The sequence below is a fragment of the Chitinophaga agrisoli genome, from assembly GCF_008386695.1.
Taxonomy (GTDB): Bacteria; Bacteroidota; Bacteroidia; order Chitinophagales; family Chitinophagaceae; genus Chitinophaga; species Chitinophaga agrisoli.
Map to the genome: position 1 here is coordinate 503,594 of NZ_VUOC01000003.1, position 24,117 is coordinate 527,710.

Genomic DNA, 24,117 nt, shown 5'->3' on the forward strand with positions numbered 1-24,117 from the left:
CCACCGGCGGGACCTTTCTTATTTTATATACTACATATCAATAACCCGGATTCTGCTTTAACAACGGGTTCCTGTTCATTTCCTCCAGCTGTATGGGTATAAAATACATTTTATTGTCCCAGTGGCGGTTCTGTATATCAATTACCTTGTAGTGATAATCATGATAGGTAGTACGATCTGCCCGGTTGGCGCCCTGCACAGATATTTCAATACCCCTGGCGTTTTCATTCATCACCTGCGGCGCGATCATCCAGCGCCTGATATCAAAAAAGCGGTGCTCCTCAAAAGCCAGCTCTATCTTGCGCTCGTTACGATACTCATCCCGGAGCATAGTACCGGTAAGCGCCGTAGTGAATTCCGGCATGCCCGCACGTTTTCTTATCAGGTTCAGCGTATTCCTTGCCTCTTGTTCCTGCCCTAATTCAATACAGGCTTCTGCATAGTTCAGCAGGATCTCTCCATACCGGAAGAAAGGCCAGGGAATTTCCTGTGAGGCCGCCTGGTGGTTATTATTAGGATCTACAAATTTGCGCAGGTAATAATTGGAGTAGCTGCCGTTCCAGTTTTCTATGGGCCCGTTGCGGGTATCAATGCCAGGCAGGGTGCTGCCATCCGGCAGCGTCAAAGTTTTAAACGCCTGCACAATACCTACCGGGTCAAATACCTCGCCATCAGAAGTACGTTTTTTCCAGGGAGCGCCATCATAAAAGATAGTGGCATAAAAGCGCGGGTCCCTGTTTTCATAGGGATGGGCGGCATGTACGGGGTTACCCCAGCTAAACTTTGATCCATCCCGCATTTCATAAGAATCTACCATCTGCTGGATTGGGGAGTTTTCTCCATAGCCATGATAGCCATTAGGATTGAACCACATGCCAACATTCGGCGCAGCGGCGCTCACGCTGGTAAAACGGGAGAAAATGATCTCTTCGTTGGTTTTGCTTAGAAAGAGATTGGCATAATTAGCAGCGGTAGAATCACCGGGAGCGGGATTAGCGGAAAAAAGCTTATAAGTACCCAGATCCATGATGGCTTTAGCGGCGTTGCGTGCTGCTTCCCAACGGGTTTGCCGGCTGCCGCTGGTATAGCCTGTTTCTGGCTGGTGGCTGGGGTTGATGTTATACAGATCGCTGGCTGCATATAACAGCACCCTTGACTTTAATGAAAGGGCGGCGCCTTTGGTAGCACGGCCCACATCTGCCCCGGTATAGGCCGCGGGTAGTAACGCCGCGGCTGAATCTGCATCCCGTACAATGAAATTGATGGTTTCTTCAAACGTGTTCCTTGCTTTGGCGGTACTGTCCTGCAGGCCATATACCTGCGTGATCAGCGGCACGCCGCCGTTTACCCGCATCAGGTTATGATAGAAATAACCTCTTAAAAAATATGCTTCGCCCCTCATACGCTGTACCATAGCCTGGTTGTATGCCGTGGAGCTGGCGGAGTTCACCAGGAAATCATTACACTGGCGGATGCCGGAATAAAGGCTGCCCCAAAGCAGGTAGTTAAACCGCGAGCCGCCCAGGATATCCAGGTTGGAAGAGGTGATAGTGGATTGAACGATGGGCGTAGCGCCGTTTGTCCAGATGGCTTCATCATCCAGCACACTCAGGCCACTGGTGGAGTTATACTCCCCATACCCAACGAAGGTGTAGATATTATTCATGTAGGCCTGCATCAGTGAGGCATCGCCCCAAACGGCGGCGCTGGTGATCTGGTTCAGCGGGGTAACATCCAGTATGCTGCTACAACCGGCCATACCGCCTAGTATGTATATAAACAGGGAAAGAAAGATCAGCTGCTTTTTCATCATTAGAACATTTAAAAGGTTAGATTAAGCCCTACGTTGTAGATCTTTGTCTGAGGATAATAATCGCCGGCAGCGTTGCTGGCTTCCGGGTCCATGAGTTTAAACTTATCCCAGGTCAGCAGATTAAACCCGTTTACATATACCCGTAAGCTTTTGATATTACCCATTTTTGTCAGCAGGGAAGCAGGCAGGCTATAGCCTATCTCCAGCGATTTGAGCCTGATATAATCCGTGCTTCTCAGGAAATAGGTATTGTTGTTGGTGGACCAGTACGTGTCGCCACGGTCAAAGGTGCGGGGACCGGCATAGGTGGCGCCGCCCAGGGGCGTTTTGCCGGTAGCGTCACCTGGGTCAGGTTTCCAGCGGTTGTTGGCAAAATCAGCCAGGTAGTTGCCAATGTCGCCGGATTCTGTGGCAACATATTGTGCATCACCGGCGGAGGCCTGGAAGAAGAGGTTTGCGCTGAACTGTTTCCAGCTCACGCCCAGGTTTAACCCACCTGTCCAGTCAGGCGTACCGTTTTTGTTGACGCGTACACGGTCATTGGCATTGATGATACCATCCTGGTTCACGTCTTCAAATATGATGTCGCCGGGTCTTGCGCCGTCCCAATGAGGATGAGCGTCTACCTCTTTCTGGTTCTGGAAAATGCCAATCGCGCGGTAGTATAAACCGGTGCTGATCTTATCGCCGGTAGAACGCTGATAAGCAGGCGCGCCCGGCGGTTCATCCCAGAATACGATCTTAGTGGTGGAATAGCCGGCGTTAAAGGAGATATTGAACGTAAGCTGATCATTGATCTTCGGGGTCCAGGTAACAATACCGTCATAACCCCAGCTCCTTACAATACCGAGGTTCTCTTTAGGAAGGGTAAGGCCGGTACTTTGGGGAATGGAGGCATTCCGGGCGATCAATATGCCGGTGCGCAACTGGTTCCAGTAATCAACCGTAAAGGTCACCTTGTTCTTTAGTATGGCGCCGTCCAGACCTATGTCAAATTGTTTAGCCCTTTCCCAGGTCACGTAGGGATTGGCGGTGATAGTGGGGTTAATATTCTGTGCCACCTGGTTGGTGCCAAACACATACCCGCTGCCAAATGCGAAGCCGCTATAGTATTGCTGCGCTTCCACGAGGGAGCCGGGGTTGGTAATGTCATTACCGGTTTTGCCCCAGGAAGCCCTTATTTTTAATTCATCAAATGCCTTCACATTGTCCTTGAAGAAGGGTTCTTCTGTAACGCGCCATCCCGCAGAGAATGCCGGGAAAAAGCCAAACCTTTTGTTGGTAGGGAAGAGGTAAGACCCGTCATAGCGGCCTACCACCTCAAACAGGTATTTGTTCTTGTAGTTGTAATTGGCCCGGCCAAAGTAGCTCAGCCTGGCGCCCTGGTCTGCAGAGCCATCATTTTTCCAGTCCTGCTGGCCGCCGGCAAACAGCTCAGAGATGCTGGTGGATATAAAGTGACGGCGGAAGGCGTTAAAGGTATTGTCCTTGAACTTCTGCATTTCCGCACCGGCCATGATGGCAATGTTATGATCGCCAAAGGTGCGTTTGTAGTTGGCCACCACGTTCTCCAGCAGCTTCTCCTGCTGGTAATAGTTCTGCTGCAGGGAAGGGTCTGTAGCGCCGGCGGAATAAGGCGTCAGGAATTTGGTAGGATCTTTACTGCCGTTATTGGTATAAGCCTGTTTATCGAAGCTATACAGGATCCAGGGTGTTTTCCATGTTTTGATCTCCTGAAATTCCTTGTTATAGGACAATAATCCCTGGATGTCAAAGCCCGTAAGACCGGGTATGGTGATATCGAGGGACAGGTTGCCAGTCATGTAATATTGCTGGTTATGATCAAAACCGGTAAGCCGGCTGCCGGATACTACGGGTTGTACCCCTTCTGCCAGGTCAGGACCGGGCATCCCGTTCGGGAAATACGCAGGATCGGTAGGCCGGCCACGCATCAGGTAGCGGAACATCTGGGAAGCAGACACGGTAGGAAAGTTGCGGTCTTCCTTACGGCCGCTGAGGTCCAGGCCCAGTTTGATGTTCTTCGTGATCTGGCCGGTAACATTGCTCCTTACATTAAACTGATTATACCGGGTGGCGCTGCTCTTGTAATAACCATCCTGTGTTAAAGCGCCCAGTGACAGGAAATAGGTAAGATTGGAGGAGCCGCCCTGTACGGAGAAGTTGCCGTTTGTTTGCGGGGATAAGGTCTTTAATCCTTCCTTATACCAATCCGTATTAGGATACAGCCAGGGATCCCGGTTAGGATCACTGTAAGCTTTAATGGCTTCCGCGGAGAACTGCGGGGTAGTGCCATGGTAGATGGCCGCTTCGTTCAGCATGTTCATATAATCCAGCGCGCCAGCCATTTTAGGGATGCGGGTGGGCTTCGCAAAGCCCTGGTTGATGTTCAGGCTAAACAGGGGTACCTGGTTCTTGAGGCCATGTTTGGTGGTGATCAGGATCACACCGTTAGCGGATTCTGAACCGTAGATGGAGGCAGTAGCATCTTTGAGCACACTGATATTTTCAATATCATTCGGGTTAATGCGCTCCAGTATCTCATTAGGCGTGGGCACGCCATCCACCACCACCAGCGGCGCATTGTTATTGAGGCTATGGTTGCCGCGGATCAAGATGGAGCTGCCATCCGCACCAGGCTCGCCGCTGCCATTTACGGCTATTACGCCAGGCAGCCTGCCCGCCAGTGTATTGGAAAAGTTATTAACGGGCACCTGCTTCAGCGCTTCTACGGAAACGGTGGAAACGGCGCCGGTTAAGTTTACCTTGGTCTGGGTACCATATCCCACCACCACTACTTCATTCAGGCCGCTAAAGGAGTTCTTCAGGCTGGTATTGATAGCAGCCCTTCCGTTTACAGGGATCTCAATAAGGTTATATCCCACATAGGAAAAGATGAGCACTGAGTTAGTTTCCGCATCAATCTGGTAATGCCCGTTTTCATCAGTAACCGTGCCTACAGCGCGGTCTTTTATCTTTACCGTAACGCCTATCAGGGCATGCCCCAGCGTATCGGAAACGGTGCCGGAAACGCGGATAGGCGCATTGGCCAGGCCGTTATGGGATACGCCCGTATTACGGCTGGCATTGTTGCCTGCCACGCCAGACAGCGCCTCCTGGGCCCTCCGGGTAAGGAAGATCGTTCTGCCGTCAATAGAATAATCAAAGGGTTGTTCTTTCAGTACCAGGTCCAGGAAGTCCGTCAGCGGCATATTGTAAACAGAAAGGGATACGGGTTTTGCCTGCTGCATATCGTTCTTGGAAGAGAAAACAACAAAGGCAGTTTGCGTTTCTATCGCAGAGAACACCTGCTTCAGGGAAATATCCTTCCCGTACATGGTAATGGACTGAGCCATGCTCGTGGCATGCACCTGGAGGAGAATGGCTGTCATCAGGAAAATGGTTAGTTTCATAACCAACAAGATTTTTGTTAGGCACAGATGCCCCACCCGGCCCGGCCGGAAGCGGGTAAACTTTTTTTGCATAATTTGTGCAAGGTTTGGTAGTGAAAAAAGAGAATCAACACTCATTTGAAACCAGCCAAGCCATTCGCCGGAGGTGGGTCCAAGCACTTCCGGTTTTTTGTTGGCAGGTCTATAGCTTTAGTATCAATCAGGCGGTTTTTTCCGCGGTGGGGACACGCCCCCGTGAACATTGTACATTGAAAACATTTCGAATTTCCAGTTTACTAAAAATGATCTGACTTGTTTATGGTAGGGCACAACAATCCTGCGGGTGCGGTATAGCACCCTGCTGTTGGCCAAATATGTATATAGCAATCTGCGGCCTTTTACCGGCGGGCAATAGCTTCCCCTGTGGCGCCTTTCGGTCCACCAGCTACAGTTGCTCTCTATGTGCTGTGATTGATTTATTTGTCAGCGCTTACCAGACTACCGGTAAGGCATTATTTTAGTACGACTAGTTTTCTCCCTTCCTCCAGGCGGAAATGGACGCCCATTCTTTCCAATCCTTTTAATACACCCCTCAGGGAAGTGTTCCTGCTGATCTTTCCAACGAATTCAATGTCCGGAATGTCCCCCTCATAAGATACTTCGATATCATACCAGCGTGCCAGCTGCCGCATTACTTCGTCCAGCCCGGCGTTTTCAAAATCAAAAAGGCCGTTCTTCCAGGCCATGGCTTTGATGATATCCGCTTCTTTTATTACCTGGATCTCGCTGGATGGGCGTATCCGCGCCTGCTGGCCCGGTTTTATCATGACGCCGTTCACCCTGATGCTGCCGTTAAGCAGGGTGGTGTTCAGGCTTTTTTCGTCTTTATATGCATTCACATTAAAATCAGTGCCCAGTACTTCTACGGCGGCGCGGTCATCTACCTGCACAATGAAAGGCGATTCAGCCATACGGGCTACTTCAAAATAGGCTTCTCCCCTGATCTCCACTCTTCGCTCATGGCCGGTAAAGGCGGTAGGATATCGGATGGAGCTGGCGGCATTTAGCCAGATCCGTGTGCCGTCTGACAGCTGTATCTGGAACTGTCCGCCCTGCGGCGTATTCAGCGTATTATAGCTGACCGCGGTGGAAACGCCGTTTGCCGCATATAACAACTGCCCGCGCTGTTGGTGTATTACAGCCGTTCCCTGCGTGATAACGCGGGCGCTGGTACTATCCAGGCTTACGGTAGAACCATTTGCCAGCGTAAGCTGTGCCTTGTTGGTGCCGGGGGCAATATCCGCCGGTACATGTACTGCCAGCTGCTGCGGCGCTTTTTTGCTGCCGGCCATGTAATAGACCGTGCCCGCTGCTATCAGTGTAACCGCGGCCGCTGCCCAATACCAGCGGCGGAAAGCAACTGGTTTTGTGATCGTAGTTTTGTCCTCCGGCAGTTCAGCTGCCATTGGAACCATGGTAGTTCCCTCTTCATCTATCTTATCAAGTACAGCCTTGCTGATGGCATCCTCCATCTCTGGAAATACCGGTGCGTAAGCGGCATATTCCATGATCTGGGCATCCATGAGCTCATTCAGCTGCTGCTGGTTGCGGCTGTCCTTTAAAAGCTCCTGCAGCGTGCTCCATTCCTCTGGTGTAATGGAGCCGTTCAGATAACGATCAATATAATATTCAAGCGGCTGAATTGACATGACTATAGATATAGACAAGATTTTAAAATGAGAGGAGGGGTCGGATGAGATATTTTTTTATTGATAATGTATTTCTGCATGTATTATCAAGGCATCATAGCGGTATCCAGTTCTTCTTTCAGGTGTTCCCGGAGAAATTGGAGGGATTCGGTCATATGCTCTTTAACAGTACTTTTGGCAATATTGAGCCTTTGAGCGATCTCTTCATAGGTAAGGCCTTCAAAACGGTTGAGTTTAAATATTTCTTTCCTGCGTGGGGGTAACTGGTCAATGGCTTTGGATAGTGTATTTGCCAGTTCTTCGTATTCCAGTTTAGATGCGGGGGCGGCTAGCAAACTAACGATGGCGTCTGTAGGAGGACCATCAGTTTTTAATAATTTTTCTTTCAATGTGTTGGCGGCCGTATTTCTTAAGGCCACATACAGATAACCGGGAAAGTTAGCGATCCCACCCAGCCGTTTGCGGTGATGCCATATTTTAAGAAATACATCCTGAGCCAGCTCCTGCGCCACACATGGGTCTTTCACATACCTAAGCAGGTACCCATATACCATAGATGAATAATGACCCATTAAACGGGCAAAAGCCCTCGTGTCATCATCGGCTATACGCAGCAGCAGCTCTTTTTCATTGTAGGACGGATTGTCAGCCAACATTGATATGGGTTTATTGTCTACCAATTTGCAAGCTAGAGCAAAATTTTATTTAGCGCCAATAAGCGTAAAATAATTAACCGTTAAATAACCTGCTGGTTTTATGGCCAGGTCAGGACCATAATTTACGACAATATGCGAAAATTATATCAATGTGCGGAAACCCGACTGTTCCCAGCGCTTAGCTGGCTGATATCAAAGTCCCGCGGCAACCGCTGCGTGTGGATAAGGGAATTGAAGTTGCTGCTGCTTTCTTTTGGTCATATCAATGGGATAATTTCCCTTCATCTGTTTTAAACAATAAAATGCATTCATGAACAGGGATAGATAGAAGGCGCCACGCCTCAGCTTAAAAAAACTCCTGGCAATCCTGATGAAGGATTTTCCAAAAGAAAAAGCATCCTTCCACAATGTTCTATGAGCACGGAGCAATTCATCCGGCGTAAGATTATTGGGTTTAAAGGCAACATTGTACCCGTTATAAAAGCTCCAGTCCCGGTCTGTTAAGATCCTGCCCTGGTTAGCCAGGCTCCTGTGGATAGGCGTTCCCTTGAAAGGCGTCATGATACTTAAAAAGGGGACATCCACACCAATTTCCATCAACCTGTCTGCCATTTCTTCTACGCTTTCCTTTGTATCATGATCAAAACCTGATATAAACCCGGCCATTACCGCTATACCTTTTTTATGTACGGCCGCTATCGATTTTTTATAGTTACTTATTTTATTCTGCCGTTTGTTGGCGTCTGCCAGGGAATCAGTGCCAAAGGACTCAATGCCAAAGAATACGCCAATACATCCGGATTCCTTCATCAGTTGCAACAACTCCTCATCTTTGGCAATATCCATGCTGGCCTGGGTAAGCCACCACACATTCAGGGCTTTCAGTTTTGTCAGCAGCTCTTTGATGTATTTCCTGTTTATTGTCAGGTTATCATCCCAGAACCACACCACTTTTCTTTGCCACCAGTGTTTAAAATTGTTATAAGAAGCATCTCTGATCACATCTTCTACCGGGCGTAATCTAAAGCCAGGGTTCAGGGTTGGTACGGTACAAAAAGAACAGGAGAACGGACAGCCCCTGGTAGCCTGGATAACTTTTTTAACAAAGAACTTATCTGGCAACAGATCGAACCTGGGGGTGGGAATATCTTTGAGGTCTGTAGGCTCGCCTTTATATACCGGCGCCAGTTTGCCATTTGAATAGTCTGTGAGCAGCCGCGTCCAGACAGACTCTGCCTCTCCCGTTACAATGGCGTCAAAATAGGTTAATGATTCTTCTACATTATAGGTAACATGTGGCCCGCCTGCAATAACTGTTTTGCCCCGCTGCCGGAATTCCCTGGCCAGGTCGAAAGCTGCCGGCGCAAAGCCGCTGAAGAAAGAAATAGCGATCAGGTCAGCATCGCTGTTAAAGTCAATGGGCTCTACCTGTTGATGGATCACCCTTACGGTATGCTCCCGGGGAGTCAGCGCCGCCAGGTGAATGCCGGTAATGGGGGGTACAAAGTCCTTCTCATGGCCAAATTCATAGCGCTGCAGGTAGGCAATGATAATGTCGATTTTCATATGACGCAATTACCGCTGTGAGTAAATAGTTAGTACACCACAAATATACGATTTACTTTGAAACACAAAGTACTTTTATTTATGGGTGTTTTTCTGTTCCCGGTCTTTTTATAAAAGGAGAGTGTTAATGAAGAAGATGGTGACAGCGATCTTTATGTGCGTGCTGATGGTATGGGTGTTAATGCGCGAGTGCAGGCGTAACGATCTTTTTTACATGGCTTTCATCCGTAAGCCCAAACTCAGCGGCAATTTCCTTTAAGCTGTATAAACCGCTCGCGATCCGCTGGTTGATCAATACCCTGCGGTAGTCCCGGATATAATCCCGTAGCGTAACGCCGGCATTCCTTTTAAAATAGGGCCCTATATAATCTGCTGTGGTGTTAAAGTTAGCAGCAATAGCGGAGGCCCTCAGTTTTTCCGGCGTATAAATGTATTTGTGCAGATAACAGAATACAGCCTGCATATCCCGGCTTCTGTTTTCAACGGGTCTTAATTCCGGCATGTTCCGTTGTAAAACACCCGCCAGGGTTAATAATTGCAGCCATATCAGCTGCTCATTATGGGTGATATTATTCTTTAGAGAAATAAGCACATTAAAAAGCTGGTCTACGGTATGCTGATCTTCCGGCTCCAGGTTAAAACCCCCGGCATGTGTTTCCCGGCTTTTTATCAGGTATTCCAGTTTCTGCAGGCTGTCACTGGCGCCATTAAGCTGCTTATATAGATAAGGATCGTTGAATTTCAGGTAAACAAACCGGGTTAAGGTCTTTATTTCAAAATAATGGCCGTCTTCCGGCCCTAACAGGAACACGTTACCCGCACGATAAGGATGGGACACCTGGTTAACAACATGTGCGCCCTTGCCCTTTTTTATATAGATGAGCTCATAATGGTTATGGTTGTGCACCGGATGATGCCATTCGGCCACTTCAAAATCAGACACTGCTAAAGGCTGGTATTGGCGATAGCGTTCCATATAGGAAAGGTACAAAATAGTGTTAGATTTTTACCAACCGCCGCGCCATATTCTTTCCACCTTTGTGCTGCAATTGAGCTAATAACTATCAATTAAATCATACCATTTCTAATGAATACGTCTAAAAATACGGCGCTGATCGTTGGCGCCAATGGGGTCATCGGTACTAATCTGTTAGATCACCTGTCATCGCTTGATAACTGGGATATCATAGGGCTGTCCAGGAAGGGAGGAGAAAACAAGCCCGGCGTTACTCATATTTCGGTTGACTTGCTGGACAAGGAAAGTAGTAAAAAGCAGTTATCGCATTTACAGCAGGTAACACATATCTTTTACTCCGCCTACCAGGACCGTCCTACCTGGGCGGAGCTGGTGGCCCCCAACCTGGCTATACTGGTAAACGTGGTAGAGGCAATAGAGCCTGTAGCCAGCGGCTTACAACATATTAGCCTAATGCAGGGTTACAAAGTGTATGGCGCGCATCTGGGGCCTTTTAAAACACCAGCAAGGGAAAGCGATGCAGGCCATATGCCACCGGAGTTCAATGTAGATCAGCAACAGTTCCTGGAGCAGCGTCAACAGGGGAAAAGTTGGACCTGGTCCGCTATCCGTCCGTCTGTCGTTGGCGGCACTGCGTTGGGCAATCCCATGAACCTGGCCTTACTGATCGCGGTATATGCTTCCATCTCAAAAGAACTGAATATACCATTGCGATTCCCTGGCAAACCGGGCGCTTACGACAAGCTCATGGAAATGACCGATGCCGGCTTACTGGCAAAAGCAACGGTATGGGCCGCTACGGATACCGGTTGTGCTAACCAGGCATTTAATATCACCAACGGTGATCTATTCCGCTGGAATGACCTGTGGCCAAAAATTGCCCGGTATTTTGACCTGGAGACTGCCTCGCCGCTGCATATGCAACTGCAAACCGTTATGGCAGACAAGGCTGCTTTATGGCAGGCTATGCAGGAAAAGTACGGGCTTGATAAACATAACTATGATCAGCTTAATAACTGGGGATTTGGCGATTTTGTTTTTTCCTGGGATTATGACTTCTTTGCAGATGGCACAAAAGCCAGGCGTATGGGCTTTCATGAGTTTATAGATACGGAAGAGATGTTCTACAGTTTATTTGATGAACTACGCGCGAAAAAGGTGATCCCTTAAGCGGCTTGCCATACTTTATTGAAATGCTATAACTTTAAATTTCTATTTTTGGTTATAATAATATTCCGGATGAAAGCGCAATTAGCCAGTTTGATCAAGAATTTAAAAGACAATTCAATCACGTTTAAAGAAGTGCTTGAATTTATAGACGCTCACTACCAACATCAGCCAACAGCGTTTAAAAATGGCGAGGCGTACAATGAAGCCACTCAGAACCAGGGTAGCGCCAGGGTTTTTGCCTTTGCCCAATTAAATGACCTGAGCAAGGAAGACACCCTCTTTTTATTTGCAGAACATTATCAATCGGTCTTAAGCAATCCGGGCGGAACAGATCATCAAAACATCCGGCAGTTTATAATGCATGGCTGGCCCGGAATAGTTTTTGAAGGGCAGGCGTTGCTGGAGAAATAAGACGTTTACTAAATGAAACAGCAGATGGGCAGGATATTGCTGGCCGGTGCAACCGGATATTTAGGTGGCCATATTTTAACGAAGCTGATAGAAGATAACCGGCAGGTGACTGTTATAGCCAGGCAGGCCGGGCGGATACACCCGCCGCCCGGTTCCGCGCCCCTGGTTACCGTGCTGCCAGCGGAATTAACACAACCGCAGTCCATCATAAATTGCTGTGAAGGTATCGATACCGTTATTTCAACCGTAGGTATAACAAAACCCCAAAAAGGGTTAACCTATATGGATGTGGATTACCAGGCAAATCTCAATTTGTTGCAGGAAGCCAGGAAAAGCGGTGTAAGAAAATTTATCTATATCTCTGTTTATAAGGGGGAACAGCTGCAAGACATTGCTATCTGCCATGCCAAAGAACAATTTGTAAACGCATTAAAAGCATCCGGCCTGGAATACTGTATTATCCGGCCAACAGGGTATTTTTCAGATATGGCGGCGTTGTTTAACCTGGCAAAAAAGGGGAGGGTGTACCTGTTTGCCAAAGGCGCAGCAAAGATCAACCCTATCAGCGGGGAGGACCTGGCCGCCGCCTGTGTCACAGCCATTGACCAGGATAAGCGGGAGATCAATATTGGTGGTCCGCAAACCATGCGCTTTACTCAAATTGCACAAACGGCTTTTGATGTGCTGCATAAAAAGCCTGCCATAACCTATCTCCCGGAATGGCTTAGAAAAACGATCCTAAGGTTGGCGCGTATTTTTATGCCTGCACCCGTGTTTGGTCCCCTGGAGTTCTTTATGACGGTAATGACAACGGATATGAATGCGCCGGAATACGGCCAGGATACGCTTAAAGCGTATTTTGAAACAAGTCAGTAAATACCATTGCGCGAGCCTGTTCTCCCAACGGCCATGTAATATCTATGCAACGCGCTACAATTCAGCTTCCACTTCAAACCCTGCATTCAGTACCAGGCGGGCCTGTGCAGCTTCGCCGCCGCCCGGCAGCTCAAGGCCTTTGATCTTTGAGGTCTTACCTTTTGTAATAAGGTCTGCCACCTGTTTGTCAGTAAGTTTTTTGCCCAATACTTCAAAAGGCAGTTTAAAACCACACACCTGGTAGTTTGCGCAGCCATAGGCGGTATTCCCTTTTTTAAGTAAGTGGGTTTTGCATTTAGGGCATGAAAGGGAGGTTATATCAGTAGGTACGGGCGCGGGTTTAGCCTTGGGGGCTTTAGCAGGCTTTTCGGGCTCCGGCGGCGCTTCCGGCGCAATAGAGATCACTTTGTAACCGGCTGTTTTTACCTCAGTCACCAATTCGGTAACCATCTGCGTCAGTTCTTCTTTAAAAGTGTCCATGGCATACTCGCCTTTTTCGATGAGGCGCAGTTTGCGTTCCCACTGACCGGTAAGCTCAGGGCTTTTTAACAGTTCTGACTGTATGGTATCTATCAGATCCATGCCGGTTTGGGTAGCAAAGATGTTCTTTTTCCGTTTTTCGATGTATTTGCGGCGGAACAGTGTTTCAATGATGTTTGCGCGGGTGGAGGGGCGGCCAATACCGTTATCCTTCAGCAGTTCCCGCATCTCTTCGTCATCCACCTGTTTGCCGGCGGTTTCCATTGCCCGCAGCAGCGTAGCTTCTGTAAACGGTTTGGGAGGGGATGTTCTGCCCTGGTGCACCCTTGGCGTGTGAGGGCCGCTTTCTCCTGCTTCAAAAACCGGTAATATCTTTTCTTCTTCTTCGCCTTCTTTTTTCTGGGTGGTATCGTTGGCGTATACCTCCTTCCAACCGGGCTCCAGGATCTGTTTACCGGTGGCTTTAAAGGGCACCTGTCCCACTTTTCCCAGTACGGTGGTATTGGCGATGCGGCATTCCGGGTAAAAGGCGGCTATAAAGCGCCGGGCCACCAGGTCATAGATCCGTTTTTCTTCCTGAGATAAACCGGAAGGGTATACCCCCGTGGGAATGATCGCGTGGTGATCTGTGACCTTTTTATCGTCGAATACTGTTTTTAGCTTGGGAATAGGTTGCTGCAGCAGCGGGGCTATCAGCGCCTTGTAGGGCGTCATGTCCTGCAAAATGCCGGCAATTTTGGGATGCAGGTCTTCAGACAGGTAAGTGGTATCTACACGCGGATAGGTGACCATCTTTTTTTCGTACAGGCTCTGGATGTACTTGAGTGTATCATCAGCGCTGTAAGCGTAGCGTTTGTTGGCTTCTACCTGCAGGGCGGTAAGGTCAAACAGGCGAGGATTGCCTTCCTTGCCTTCTTTTCTTTCAAAGGATACTATCTCAAAAGGATGCTCCTGCAGATAGGCTAATCCCCGGTTGGCCTTCTCCAGGCTTTTGAGCCGGTCAATCGAGGCAGTGAACTCTGTTTCGCGGTAAATGGTCTTGAGCTCCCAATAGTCTTCCTGTACGAATGCATTGATCTCCTTTTGCCGTTGTACGATCATTGCCAGGGTAGGGGTTTGCACACGGCCTATGGACAATACGGTTTTGCCAATGGCAAACTTCTTGGTAAAAAGCCGGGTGGCGTTCATGCCCAGCAGCCAGTCGCCAATAGCCCTGGCGCTACCTGCCGCATACAGGTTATCGAACTGGGCGCTTTCGCGCAGTGCGGCAAAGCCGTTGCGGATAGACTCGTCTGTAAGGGAGGATATCCACAACCTTTTCACGGGAGCCGTGCAGCGCGCTTTGAGTAGTACCCAGCGTTGTATCAGCTCGCCTTCCTGGCCGGCGTCACCGCAGTTGATCACTTCTTCGCACTGCTGCACCAGTTGTTCTATAATGGAGAATTGTTTTAGTACGCCCGCATTGTCGATCAGTTTAATGCCAAAACCTGCCGGCAGGATGGGCAGGTCTTCCAGCCGCCAGTATTTCCAGTGTTCAGAATAGTCATGCGGCTCCTTTAGTGTACAGAAATGCCCAAAGGTCCAGGTTACCTGGTAACCGTTACCTTCATAATAACCGTCGCGGCGCTGAGCGGCGCCTAACAGCTGTGCAATATCCCTGGCCACACTGGGCTTTTCAGCAATACAAACCTTCATAATCCGTTAAAAGAGCGGCAAATGTCGTGATTTTTTGAGCATAATTATGCAGTGCTATTGAGACGTGTCTATTGCTGATCATTGGATGAGATGTATAAGATCCCCCCTGATCAATTAAACAATAACAGGCTGTTTAAACTTTCTGAACGACCGTGCATGCGCTTTCGCCAGATCCGGGAACAGTGCAGGATGGAATAATGCTGCCAGTAGTTCAATACCATCCACCAGCCTGGTGCTGGGGCAGGTGAACAGATTGCTGTCCGCAAAATATACTTCATTGTTCTTTACAGCCTGTAATTCCTGCCAGCCGGGCATTTGTTCCAGGGTGGCCACTTCTTTTTCCGCCCTTGTTATTTCCAGCCCGCAAGGCGCCACTACCAGCACTTCAGGATTGTATTGAAGGATCTTATCCCATTCTATTTTGATGGAATAACCGGAAGGATTAGATAGCATATCTACGCCGCCCGCCTGCGCTATCTGATAGGGGATCCAGTGACCGCAGTTATAGACAGGCTGCATCCATTCCATCAGCATTACCCTGCGTAAGGGGGCTTTATTTAAGCGAAGTATATCCAGTATATGGTCTGTTCTTTCTTTAAGGGAGGCCAATAAACGGTAAGCGTTTTCTTCTTTGCCCATGGCCGTGGCAATAGTAAGGGCATTGTCAAAAACATCGTCCAGGTTTTTAGGAAACAGCGGGATGAGCAGTGGTTCCTTTTCCAATTTGTAAATGGCTCTTTGCACATAGGCCGTATCTATCTGGCATACATCGCAAACATCCTGGGTAAAGATGATATCCGGGGCTATCTGCTGCAAAAGCGGCTCATCGATATAATACAGGCTCCTGCCTTCGGCTTTTGACTGGGCTACAATGCGCTCTATCTCTATGCTGCTGTAGCTGTTGCCTTCAATATGGGAACGTACTACCCTGGGCCGGTCGCTATGGCATTCAAAGGTTACGCCGTGGAGATCGCTTTCCAAACCCATTTGATGGATCATCTCTGTTGCCGCCGGAAGAAAGGAGCAGACTTTCATATTTGCCTGGATTTAAGGGTGATTATTGGGCAAATATAGGGTTTTGCGGGGCGTGGGAAAATAACCCTTGCAATCCCATCGCAGTCACATTACGTAATTTAATCGCTATGCTATTTCATACCGGCTGTTAACCTGGTATCAGCAATTACGAGCTGCCGCTTATTTATTTTCAACCCATAATCATCTGCCTTATGAAAAAACAACACCCTGTTTTATGCATCGCTTTTGCCTGCATCCTGGTTTCCTGTACCAAAAACGCACTTGACAACAATCCTGCGGCACCGGATGCGGTGCCTGCCATAGCTGCTACCGCTAATATTGCCGCCGTGCCGGTACCCCCGTTTAACAAGGTAGCTTACTACGCCTTTGATGCCACGCCCAATCAGTTACCACTCACCAATTTTGCTAAAGAAGCCAATATTGTAGTATTGTTCGAGGGCACCGGCTGGGAAATGGCAGACTCTGTGCATTATGGCAGTAGCAGCAGCTACATCCTGAATGTGAATCCCAATTACCATTCTTACAGATCCATTATTGACCATGTAAGGGTGCTACAGGCAAGGGGCGTAAAAGTGCTCATGAATGTAGACGATGCGGCCTCCTGGAACACTACACAGCCTTTTACTACCTATAACGGTACTAAGCTTAACTATGTGCAGTTTGCCGCGTTTGTCAAAGCCTGTATCGTAGACTCCCTGCATTTTGACGGCATAGCGCTGGATGTGGAGCATATGGGGTCTACGCCGGCTAATACCAACTTCACTAACCTGGTAAAAGAATTTGGGAAGTATTTTGGTCCTAAATCCAACAACCCGGCCAATACTATCTATACGGCGGCTATTTATTCCGGCGGGCAGGCCGGTTATGCTATTGGCCAATCGCCTGCTGTTGCGCAGTATTTAAACTTTGTGGAGGATATGGGATATTTCCAGAACAATATCACCCGGTTTAACCGCTGGGCCAATTCTATTGGGGCCGCTAAGACCATGATAGGGGTTTCCAAACAATATAACTCCTTGTCCAATGCCATGACTGCAGCTACATGGGAGCCTGCCGGCGCTACAAAGGCGGGTATTATGGTGTTTGCGGGGAATGTAGATTCTTCTTATACTAACCGGATCTTCCGCGCCATCCAGTGAGGCTTGCCCATTAAACTATATACAAACGGCTGTTCATGGCGAGCAGCCGTTTGTATAATGTGTTATTAAATTCCCATCTTTCTTCGCATTTTTAACCCCGGAGTATAATTTCGTATCAGTATGCAGAGAAAAAAGACAGGCATCTTGTCAGGTATTTTGCTTTTTGCTGTGATGGCCGCCTATGGGCAGTCCGGCTGGGAAAAAACAAAGGAAGAGCTGATCGTGGATCATGCACCTTTTCAGCAATGTCATGCCAGCACCATTGTGGAGTACCAGAAAGGGAAGCTGATGGCTGCCTGGTTTGGCGGCTCGCATGAGGGTGGGAAAGATGTGGTGATCTGGGCCAGCGTGCTGGGAAAAAACGGTTGGAGCGCGCCGCAGACGGTAGCAGATGGCATTGTGAACGATACGCTGCGTTATCCCTGCTGGAACCCGGTGCTGTTCATGGATAAGGCGCAAGTGCTGCATCTGTTCTATAAAGTAGGCCCTAACCCAAGGGAATGGTGGGGCATGACCAAAATTTCCGCAGACGGTGGTACAACCTGGTCAGCGACGGAACGTTTACCAGATGGGATACTGGGTCCTATTAAGAATAAACCGGTACAACTGGCGGATGGTAGTATACTAGCGCCGTCCAGCACGGAATCTTCCCGGGGGTGGCGGGCGCATTTAGAGCATTCTGCAGATGGCGGCCGTAGCTGGCAGTTTATCCCCATTGATACCGCAGGGTCTTATGATGTTATACAGCCAAGCATCCTGCAATATGCGGATGGCCGCATGCAGGTGCTTTGCCGCAGCAAACAGGGGCATGTAATGCAGGCCTGGTCTGATGATAAAGGGTTGCATTGGGGCCAGCTATCCGCTACTACGCTGCTAAATCCCAATTCCGGTACAGATGCCGTAACCTTGCGGGATGGCTGGCAACTGATCGTGTATAACCCGGACATACCAGGTAAACAATGGTATAATGGCCGGGCTAAATTGAATGTGGCCGTCTCAAAGGATGGCAATACCTGGAATGATGTAGCCATCCTGGAAAATGGTACCCGGGAAGAGTACAGTTATCCTGCTGTGATACAGACCAGGGACGGTAAGATACATATTACGTATACCTATGACCGTAAGAATATCAAACATGTCGTGTTGGAACATAATTAATTATTCGGGAATAATCTGCAAAGAACAATGAAACAACTGTTTTCCAGGCTGCTATTAATGGCAGCCGTCCTGTTACAGGCTTTTGGCGCACATGCGCAACAGAATGATCAATACCCGCTGATCCCTTACCCTGCCTCACTGCAGGCCGGCAGCGGCACATTCACCATCACTGCCGCTACCGTGGTTACAGCAGATCCTGCGTTTACAGATGCGGTAGCGTTATTACAGCGCCTGGCCACACCGGTATTAGGCAAGCCCTTAAAGACAGGCAGCGCCGGCAAGATCGTGTTGCGGAAGGATGCCGCCATTACCGCGGCAGAAGGTTACCGGCTAAGCATTACTGCACAAAAAGTGGAGCTGACTGCCGGAACGCCGGCCGGTATGTTCCGTGCAGTAGAAACCCTGCGCCAGCTATTACCTGCCGGTATGGAGCAACCCATCCTTACCATGAAAGGTCTGCCTGTTGCAAAACCAGCCCGGCAGCCGCTGGTATTACCGGCACTGGAGATAGCAGACGAGCCTTCCTATGCATGGAGGGGCATACACCTGGATGTAGCCCGCCACTTCTTTAGCATACAATACCTGCAGAAGCTGATAGACCTCATGGCCCTGTACAAATTGAACAAACTGCACCTGCATTTAACAGACGACCAGGGCTGGCGCATAGAGATCAAAAAATACCCGGTGCTTACGCAGCAGGGCGCCTGGCGTACATTTGATAAAAATGATTCTGCCTGTATGCGGATGTCTGCCACCAACCCGGATATGGCGATAGACGCGCAGCATATCATCCACCGCAACGGCAAAACCCTGTATGGCGGTTTTTATACCCAGCAGCAGATGAAAGACCTGGTTAAGTATGCTGCCGCGCGTTATATCGATATTATACCGGAAGTGGATATGCCCGGCCATATGATGGCGGCCATCCATGCTTTCCCGGACCTCTCCTGCGAGGGTGGCAGTAAATGGGGAGAGCTGTTCTCCACGCCTATTTGCCCCTGTAATGAAGGCACCTATACTTTTGCAGAGAATATTTTTACCGAGATCATGAACATCTTCCCCTCTGAATACATTCACCTGGGCGCGGACGAAGTAGACCGTAAAAGCTGGGAGAAAAACACCGCTTGTACCGCGCTGATGGAAAAGGAAGGGCTGAAGAACAGCGCAGAGCTGCAAAGTTATTTTGTGAAACGCATGGAACGTTTCTTCCAGTCCAAAGGCCGTAAGCTCATAGGCTGGGACGAAATACTGGAAGGCGGTATCAGCGCCACGGCCAACGTAATGTACTGGCGTTCCTGGGTGCCGGATGCGCCCATTAAAGCGGCGGCCAATGGCAATAAGGTGATCATGAGCCCCGGCAGCCCGCTGTATTTTGATAACCTGCCGGATGCGCATTCCTTATCCAATATCTATCATTTTCATGTAGTGCCGCAAAAGCTAACGCCGGAACAAGGTGCTGCCATCATTGGCGCACAGGCTAACCTGTGGTCAGAAAGAGTGCCTTCTGAGAACCGTGCGGACTACCTGTATTTTCCCCGTATGATAGCGCTGGCGGAAAGGGTATGGAGCAAACAGCTGGACTTTGGCGCTTTTGAACAACGCCTGCCCGCGCATTACAAACGCCTGGAGCAGCTGCATGTGCATTACCGCCTGCCGGACCTTTCCGGCTTTACCGCGCAGAATGTATTTGTAGACCAGGCCGTATTGGATATTCAAAAACCACTGCCGGAGCTTACTTTACATTATACTACCGATGGCACGCTGCCCAAACGCAATTCCCCCGCACTGGATAAGCCGCTGATCATCAAACAACCGGTGACCATTAAACTGGCGGCGTTTAGCCCCGGCGGCAACCGCGGTGAGATCTATACGCTGGACTATAAAAAAGAGGATTACCAGCCCGCAGTAGCCACTTTTGCCCCTGTTAAAGAAGGACTGCAGTGCCAGTATTACAAAAAGTATTTCAAGAATACGGGCGGTATGCAAGGCCTGGAGGCGGACAGCCAGTTCATTGCCCGCGACCTGGTAGTACCGCCGTCTGTAAATGCGCCCAGCTTTGGGTTACAGTATACCGGCTTTATTGACGTACCGGAAACTGCCGTGTATAGCTTTTACTTCCTGTGTGATGATGGTGGTGTATTGACAATAGGAGACAAAGTAGTAGTGGATAATGACGGACAGCATGCGCCCATTGAAAAATCAGGACAGGTAGCCTTACAGAAAGGCCTGCACCCGTTCCGGTTGGATTTTATTGAAGGCGGCGGCGGTTTCTCCCTGGGCCTGAAGTATGGCGTTGGTAACGGAACACCGCAGATAGTGCCGGATAGCTTTTTCAAACATTGATAATTGACAAATCAAGCAATAAAAAGGGACGGACCAAAACTAATGGTCCGTCCTTTTTATTGTCAATAACTTTTACCATCATTTGATCGTAGTGCGGTATAATGCAGTACGGCCGGTAAAATATAGCGTATTACCATTTGTGATAACCATTGACGACGGCCGCTCTGGCGTCTCCAGCCGGGAAAGCTGTTTGCCGCTGGCATCAAACTTATAGATATTACCGTCTGCTACCCATAAGTTGCCCTGCGGATCGGGGATGGAATTAAACTCCCCTTTCTCCACAAAGTATTTTAGATCAGAGAGGTATCCTTGTGTGTCTACCTGGCAACGCACCGTACGTTTATCATACTCGTCTGCAGCATATAAAGGTTTGCCTGGGAAAGCGGCTACCAGGGCACAGGCGCGGGCCAGGTCATAACAAACCGGGACGATGGTCCTGCCATCCGGCGCTACCCAGCAGGTATCGTTGCGGGCAATGGATACAGTGTTAAAATCATGGTAGTCCCGCCAGCGGTTAGAGGGGTACAGCGCTTTATATACATGATTCACAGAAGTCATGGGCGTTTTATCCAGCAGGCGGATGGTCTGCTCTGGCTGGCTGGGGTCTACGGCATATACCAGGGTGCCAAAGCCGGAATTGCCCCATCCGCTAAAGGAGGTACCGCCGGCATCCGGTGGGTTCTGGAAACGTTCCTGCTGTCCGTTTACCAGGTTGCCGGGCTGCGGGTCATAGCGGAATACAACCAGCAAATTATCGTTTGCATCACAGGCCAGGGAAAGGGGCTGCCAGGGGAAATCTGCCAGCAGCTCCAGGGCATTGGTGGCGGCAGACCATTTGTACACGCGCTTCATACGTTGCTCTGCAAAGTATACATTACCCTTAGAATCGGCGCAAAGGCCAATAGCAAACTCAAAGCCTTTGGCCAGCTGTTGTATGCCATCTGTCCGTTTAGCGGGTTTATTACCGCTGATGAGCAGGCGTGCAAACTCGGTAGGCCGTACTTCGGTATCTGTGTTAATATCATAGAGCGGATTGTCCGTGGTGTATTTGATCTGGCTGTAATTGTGCACGTTCAGCAGCTCAATGTTGCTGCAATGCCAGGTGCGGATGGAGTACGGGTAGGGCACCTTTACACGTATTACACGGAACATGTACAGGTTGGCAAAGCGCATATCCTTACAGCCATCTATCTCCAGTGGCTGGCACTCGGAGCTTTCCAGGCTTTCCTCTTCCAGCTGCAGCGCATAAACGTGCCAGTTAGCTACGTTCTTAAACCGCACTTCATTGCGCACATGGTGCTCTACAGACATCGCATAGATACGCCCGCGGGTGCTGGTATTATTCACATAACAACCATTGGTGGCAAAGGTGCTGGCAGTCCAGATGTTTTTGAAGATACCGCCGCCGTTATTGGTTACCCAAAGGCTCCAGTACTGTGTATCCCATAGGGGATCAAATACGTTGCGGCGGCCGGGCTGTGGCTGTTCCCGTTCTTCCCATTTCCAATGTACCTGTGGCCCCGGGCGCATGGTGCCATGGCCGCCAATGAACTTTACATCGTCCACCATTGACTTTTCACCGGCCATCCATTTGCAGGCTACAGCGCGGTAATTGCTTTCGCCGGTATAAAGGCCAATACCTGTAATAATATTGGTTCCACCTTCCGGGGCTTCTACCATAGCTGCAGGTGCGCCAAAGCCGCTAAATGCCGGCGCGCTTTCCTTTAGTGCAAAATTGGTGGCTAGCGGGTGTAAGCCTATTAATACCGTGTTGGGTTTTAGTTTGATGGTCTGTGAAATGCGGTAAGAGCCCTGCGGTACATAGATCACCGCATGCGCGTCTATGGCCTGTTGTATGGCCTTGGTATCATCTGTAATGCCATCGCCCATAGCGCCCAATGTCTTCAGGTTTACCCATTCCGTCATGGGCGGCAGTGCGGGTACGTCACTGGTAAAGCCTGCGGGTAGCATGCTAACCGGGCTAATGTCCGTAGTGCTGGTATATTTTTCTTCCGTACCTAGATCTTCCATCTGCAGGCCGTACACAAAACTTTTTACGTGATAGCTGGCGGCAGGGCCTTTGGTCAGGCTGTCAGCCTGCGGGTAGTGCACAAGCGCCGGTACATTGCGGCAGTACAGGTTACGGATATTCAGCTGCATGTTGGCGTTGCCTTCATTGCTCACGCGGATAGCAGGGCCGCTGATATTCTCAAAGCGGCAGTCTTCCAGGAACAGTTTGTCCCAGTAATTACTATCTACCTGTATAGCCGCCGGGGTATTCTTTACCTGCATGCGCACAATGGTAAAACCCGCCTGTTGTGATTTAATGGCGGTTTTGCGCTGACCTTCAAAATAGGTGTCCATCATCATGAACTGCCAGCCGGGAGAGGCCTTAGTGGTATAGATGCCGTAGTCACCACCAAAGAATTTCACGTCTTCCATCATATTGCCAATATCAAACAGGCCGGCTTTACCGCTGCCTATATCAATATTGCAGTGTGATACGTAGCTGTGCTGGGCAAAATGTGTACGCAGGGCTACAGCGGCCGGGTTGCCGGCGCCTATCTTAATGTCAATGTTAGAAAATGCGCTGTAAAAAGTGCCTGCGCCTGCATCGTTGATCTTACCATCTGCTTCCACCACGCTGCTGGTGAACCAGAACATATAGGCGGCTTTGCCCTTATCCTGCGGCTGCTCTGCCTGGAAACCCGGCGCATTCTTTTGCAGCATGATCATAGGGCGGTTTTTGCCGTAGCCTATCAGGCGTATGGACGCCGGGATATAGATGGTCTTTGAAATAACGTAGGTACCTTCCGGTATGAACAGAATACCAAAATTGCGGTCTTTCTTTAACTGGTTAATGGCAGTTTGCAGCTGATCAGATACATCTGCTGCTTTGCCGGGCATAAAATAAATGGCTTCCGGGTCTTCGGGTTTTTGTGTGTAAATGGACCGGCCGGGTGTAAACTGACAGTACGCGCTGATATAGCTGGCGGATAGTAGTACCAGCATACAGAGTACCTTCATGCTTTGTTGCATATGAGGTGGAATTTTTACAGCAGAAATCTACAAACTATAATGGTAAAATACCAGGGAAGCGCTCATCAATTTCCTGATTTGGATGCCCAGCCCTGCATTACCTGCTTAAAAAGCTCCTGGCAGGAGAATAATCTGTTAAGGATAGCGTCCGGTCCTCTATATCCTCCACGAAACTGCCGTGCACTTTACTGGTTTCCTTTTTAATAGCGATCCATTCCTCATCTGCCATGAATTTAGCCCAGGCGCCCGTCATTGTTTGTTGGTCAGGCCACTCCAGCAGGTATATAAATTCCAGCTTATCCTTGTACCGGGATTCCCAGGTGGCGACTACATGAAAATCATATTTCTTCATTATTCTTAATGCATGGTCATGGAACCGGTCGTTAAATGCTTTTTCATTTGAAGGAGGAATCGTGTAGATCCTGAGCTGGTGAACAGGATCTTTTAACGGAAAGTTAAATGAGAGCAGGATACAGATGGGTATGAGGACGATGAACAATTTAAACGGTTTCATAACATTGTATTTTAAGGGTGCTACAGTAATGGGTTATGCTACTGAAATTAAGAAAATTCAAATTTTTTATTTTTTAATTATCTTTCGCTGCAATTTGTTTGTTTTAAACCGTTTTTGGGACGATCAC

The 24,117-nt window shown here is 49.1% G+C and carries 16 protein-coding genes; 6 read left to right on the top strand and 10 right to left on the bottom strand.

Going from position 1 to position 24,117, the window contains the following annotated elements; translation table 11 throughout:
- Nucleotides 1-37 precede the first annotated feature (37 nt).
- From F0L74_RS17505 to F0L74_RS17530, 6 genes are all read right to left on the bottom strand, one after another.
- Complete coding sequence (locus F0L74_RS17505; protein ID WP_149839181.1) at nt 38-1,813, bottom strand: RagB/SusD family nutrient uptake outer membrane protein; 1,776 nt, start codon at nt 1,811-1,813, stop codon at nt 38-40.
- 8 nt (nt 1,814-1,821) lie between these two features.
- Nucleotides 1,822-5,244: a TonB-dependent receptor gene (locus F0L74_RS17510; RefSeq protein ID WP_188316048.1), complete on the bottom strand. Its 3,423-nt coding sequence runs from the start codon at nt 5,242-5,244 to the stop codon at nt 1,822-1,824.
- Between the two features lie 491 nt (nt 5,245-5,735).
- The gene (locus tag F0L74_RS17515; protein ID WP_149839183.1) at nt 5,736-6,932 is read right to left on the bottom strand and encodes a FecR domain-containing protein; all 1,197 of its coding nucleotides are present in this window, start codon (nt 6,930-6,932) and stop codon (nt 5,736-5,738) included.
- Nucleotides 6,933-7,018: 86 nt separating this feature from the next.
- Complete coding sequence (locus F0L74_RS17520) at nt 7,019-7,588, bottom strand: RNA polymerase sigma factor (protein WP_149839184.1); 570 nt, start codon at nt 7,586-7,588, stop codon at nt 7,019-7,021.
- Between the two features lie 192 nt (nt 7,589-7,780).
- Nucleotides 7,781-9,154 (bottom strand): B12-binding domain-containing radical SAM protein, encoded by a 1,374-nt coding sequence (locus tag F0L74_RS17525; RefSeq protein ID WP_149839185.1) that lies wholly within the window; start codon nt 9,152-9,154, stop codon nt 7,781-7,783.
- Between the two features lie 178 nt (nt 9,155-9,332).
- Complete coding sequence (locus F0L74_RS17530; protein ID WP_149839186.1) at nt 9,333-10,130, bottom strand: AraC family transcriptional regulator; 798 nt, start codon at nt 10,128-10,130, stop codon at nt 9,333-9,335.
- Between the two features lie 111 nt (nt 10,131-10,241).
- Here F0L74_RS17530 and F0L74_RS17535 point away from each other — a divergent pair, with 111 nt between their 5' ends.
- From F0L74_RS17535 to F0L74_RS17545, 3 genes are all read left to right on the top strand, one after another.
- Nucleotides 10,242-11,300, top strand: coding sequence for an SDR family oxidoreductase (locus F0L74_RS17535; RefSeq protein WP_149839187.1), 1,059 nt, complete (start codon nt 10,242-10,244; stop codon nt 11,298-11,300).
- Between the two features lie 69 nt (nt 11,301-11,369).
- Nucleotides 11,370-11,711, top strand: coding sequence for a HopJ type III effector protein (locus tag F0L74_RS17540; RefSeq protein ID WP_149839188.1), 342 nt, complete (start codon nt 11,370-11,372; stop codon nt 11,709-11,711).
- 12 nt (nt 11,712-11,723) lie between these two features.
- Nucleotides 11,724-12,587, top strand: a complete 864-nt coding sequence (locus F0L74_RS17545; protein ID WP_246197753.1) for an SDR family oxidoreductase — start codon at nt 11,724-11,726, stop codon at nt 12,585-12,587.
- 54 nt (nt 12,588-12,641) lie between these two features.
- On the opposite strand, the gene F0L74_RS17550 is transcribed toward F0L74_RS17545, so the two are convergent.
- The gene (locus F0L74_RS17550; protein ID WP_149839189.1) at nt 12,642-14,762 is read right to left on the bottom strand and encodes a type IA DNA topoisomerase; all 2,121 of its coding nucleotides are present in this window, start codon (nt 14,760-14,762) and stop codon (nt 12,642-12,644) included.
- A gap of 114 nt (nt 14,763-14,876) precedes the next feature.
- The gene (locus tag F0L74_RS17555; RefSeq protein ID WP_149839190.1) at nt 14,877-15,797 is read right to left on the bottom strand and encodes an ABC transporter substrate-binding protein; all 921 of its coding nucleotides are present in this window, start codon (nt 15,795-15,797) and stop codon (nt 14,877-14,879) included.
- A gap of 191 nt (nt 15,798-15,988) precedes the next feature.
- Between F0L74_RS17555 and F0L74_RS17560 the strand changes: the two genes are divergently transcribed.
- From F0L74_RS17560 to F0L74_RS17570, 3 genes are all read left to right on the top strand, one after another.
- Nucleotides 15,989-16,936, top strand: coding sequence for an EndoS/ChiA family endoglycosidase (locus tag F0L74_RS17560; RefSeq protein ID WP_149839191.1), 948 nt, complete (start codon nt 15,989-15,991; stop codon nt 16,934-16,936).
- Between the two features lie 120 nt (nt 16,937-17,056).
- Nucleotides 17,057-18,094: a sialidase family protein gene (locus F0L74_RS17565; RefSeq protein WP_149839192.1), complete on the top strand. Its 1,038-nt coding sequence runs from the start codon at nt 17,057-17,059 to the stop codon at nt 18,092-18,094.
- 27 nt (nt 18,095-18,121) lie between these two features.
- Nucleotides 18,122-20,437: a family 20 glycosylhydrolase gene (locus F0L74_RS17570; protein WP_213087001.1), complete on the top strand. Its 2,316-nt coding sequence runs from the start codon at nt 18,122-18,124 to the stop codon at nt 20,435-20,437.
- Nucleotides 20,438-20,515: 78 nt separating this feature from the next.
- Here the strand turns inward: F0L74_RS17570 and F0L74_RS17575 are convergent, their stop codons facing one another.
- Both F0L74_RS17575 and F0L74_RS17580 read right to left on the bottom strand, forming a co-directional pair.
- Nucleotides 20,516-23,476: a glycosyl hydrolase family 28-related protein gene (locus F0L74_RS17575; protein WP_213087002.1), complete on the bottom strand. Its 2,961-nt coding sequence runs from the start codon at nt 23,474-23,476 to the stop codon at nt 20,516-20,518.
- Nucleotides 23,477-23,573: 97 nt separating this feature from the next.
- Nucleotides 23,574-23,990: an NIPSNAP family protein gene (locus F0L74_RS17580; protein ID WP_149839193.1), complete on the bottom strand. Its 417-nt coding sequence runs from the start codon at nt 23,988-23,990 to the stop codon at nt 23,574-23,576.
- Nucleotides 23,991-24,117 lie beyond the last annotated feature (127 nt).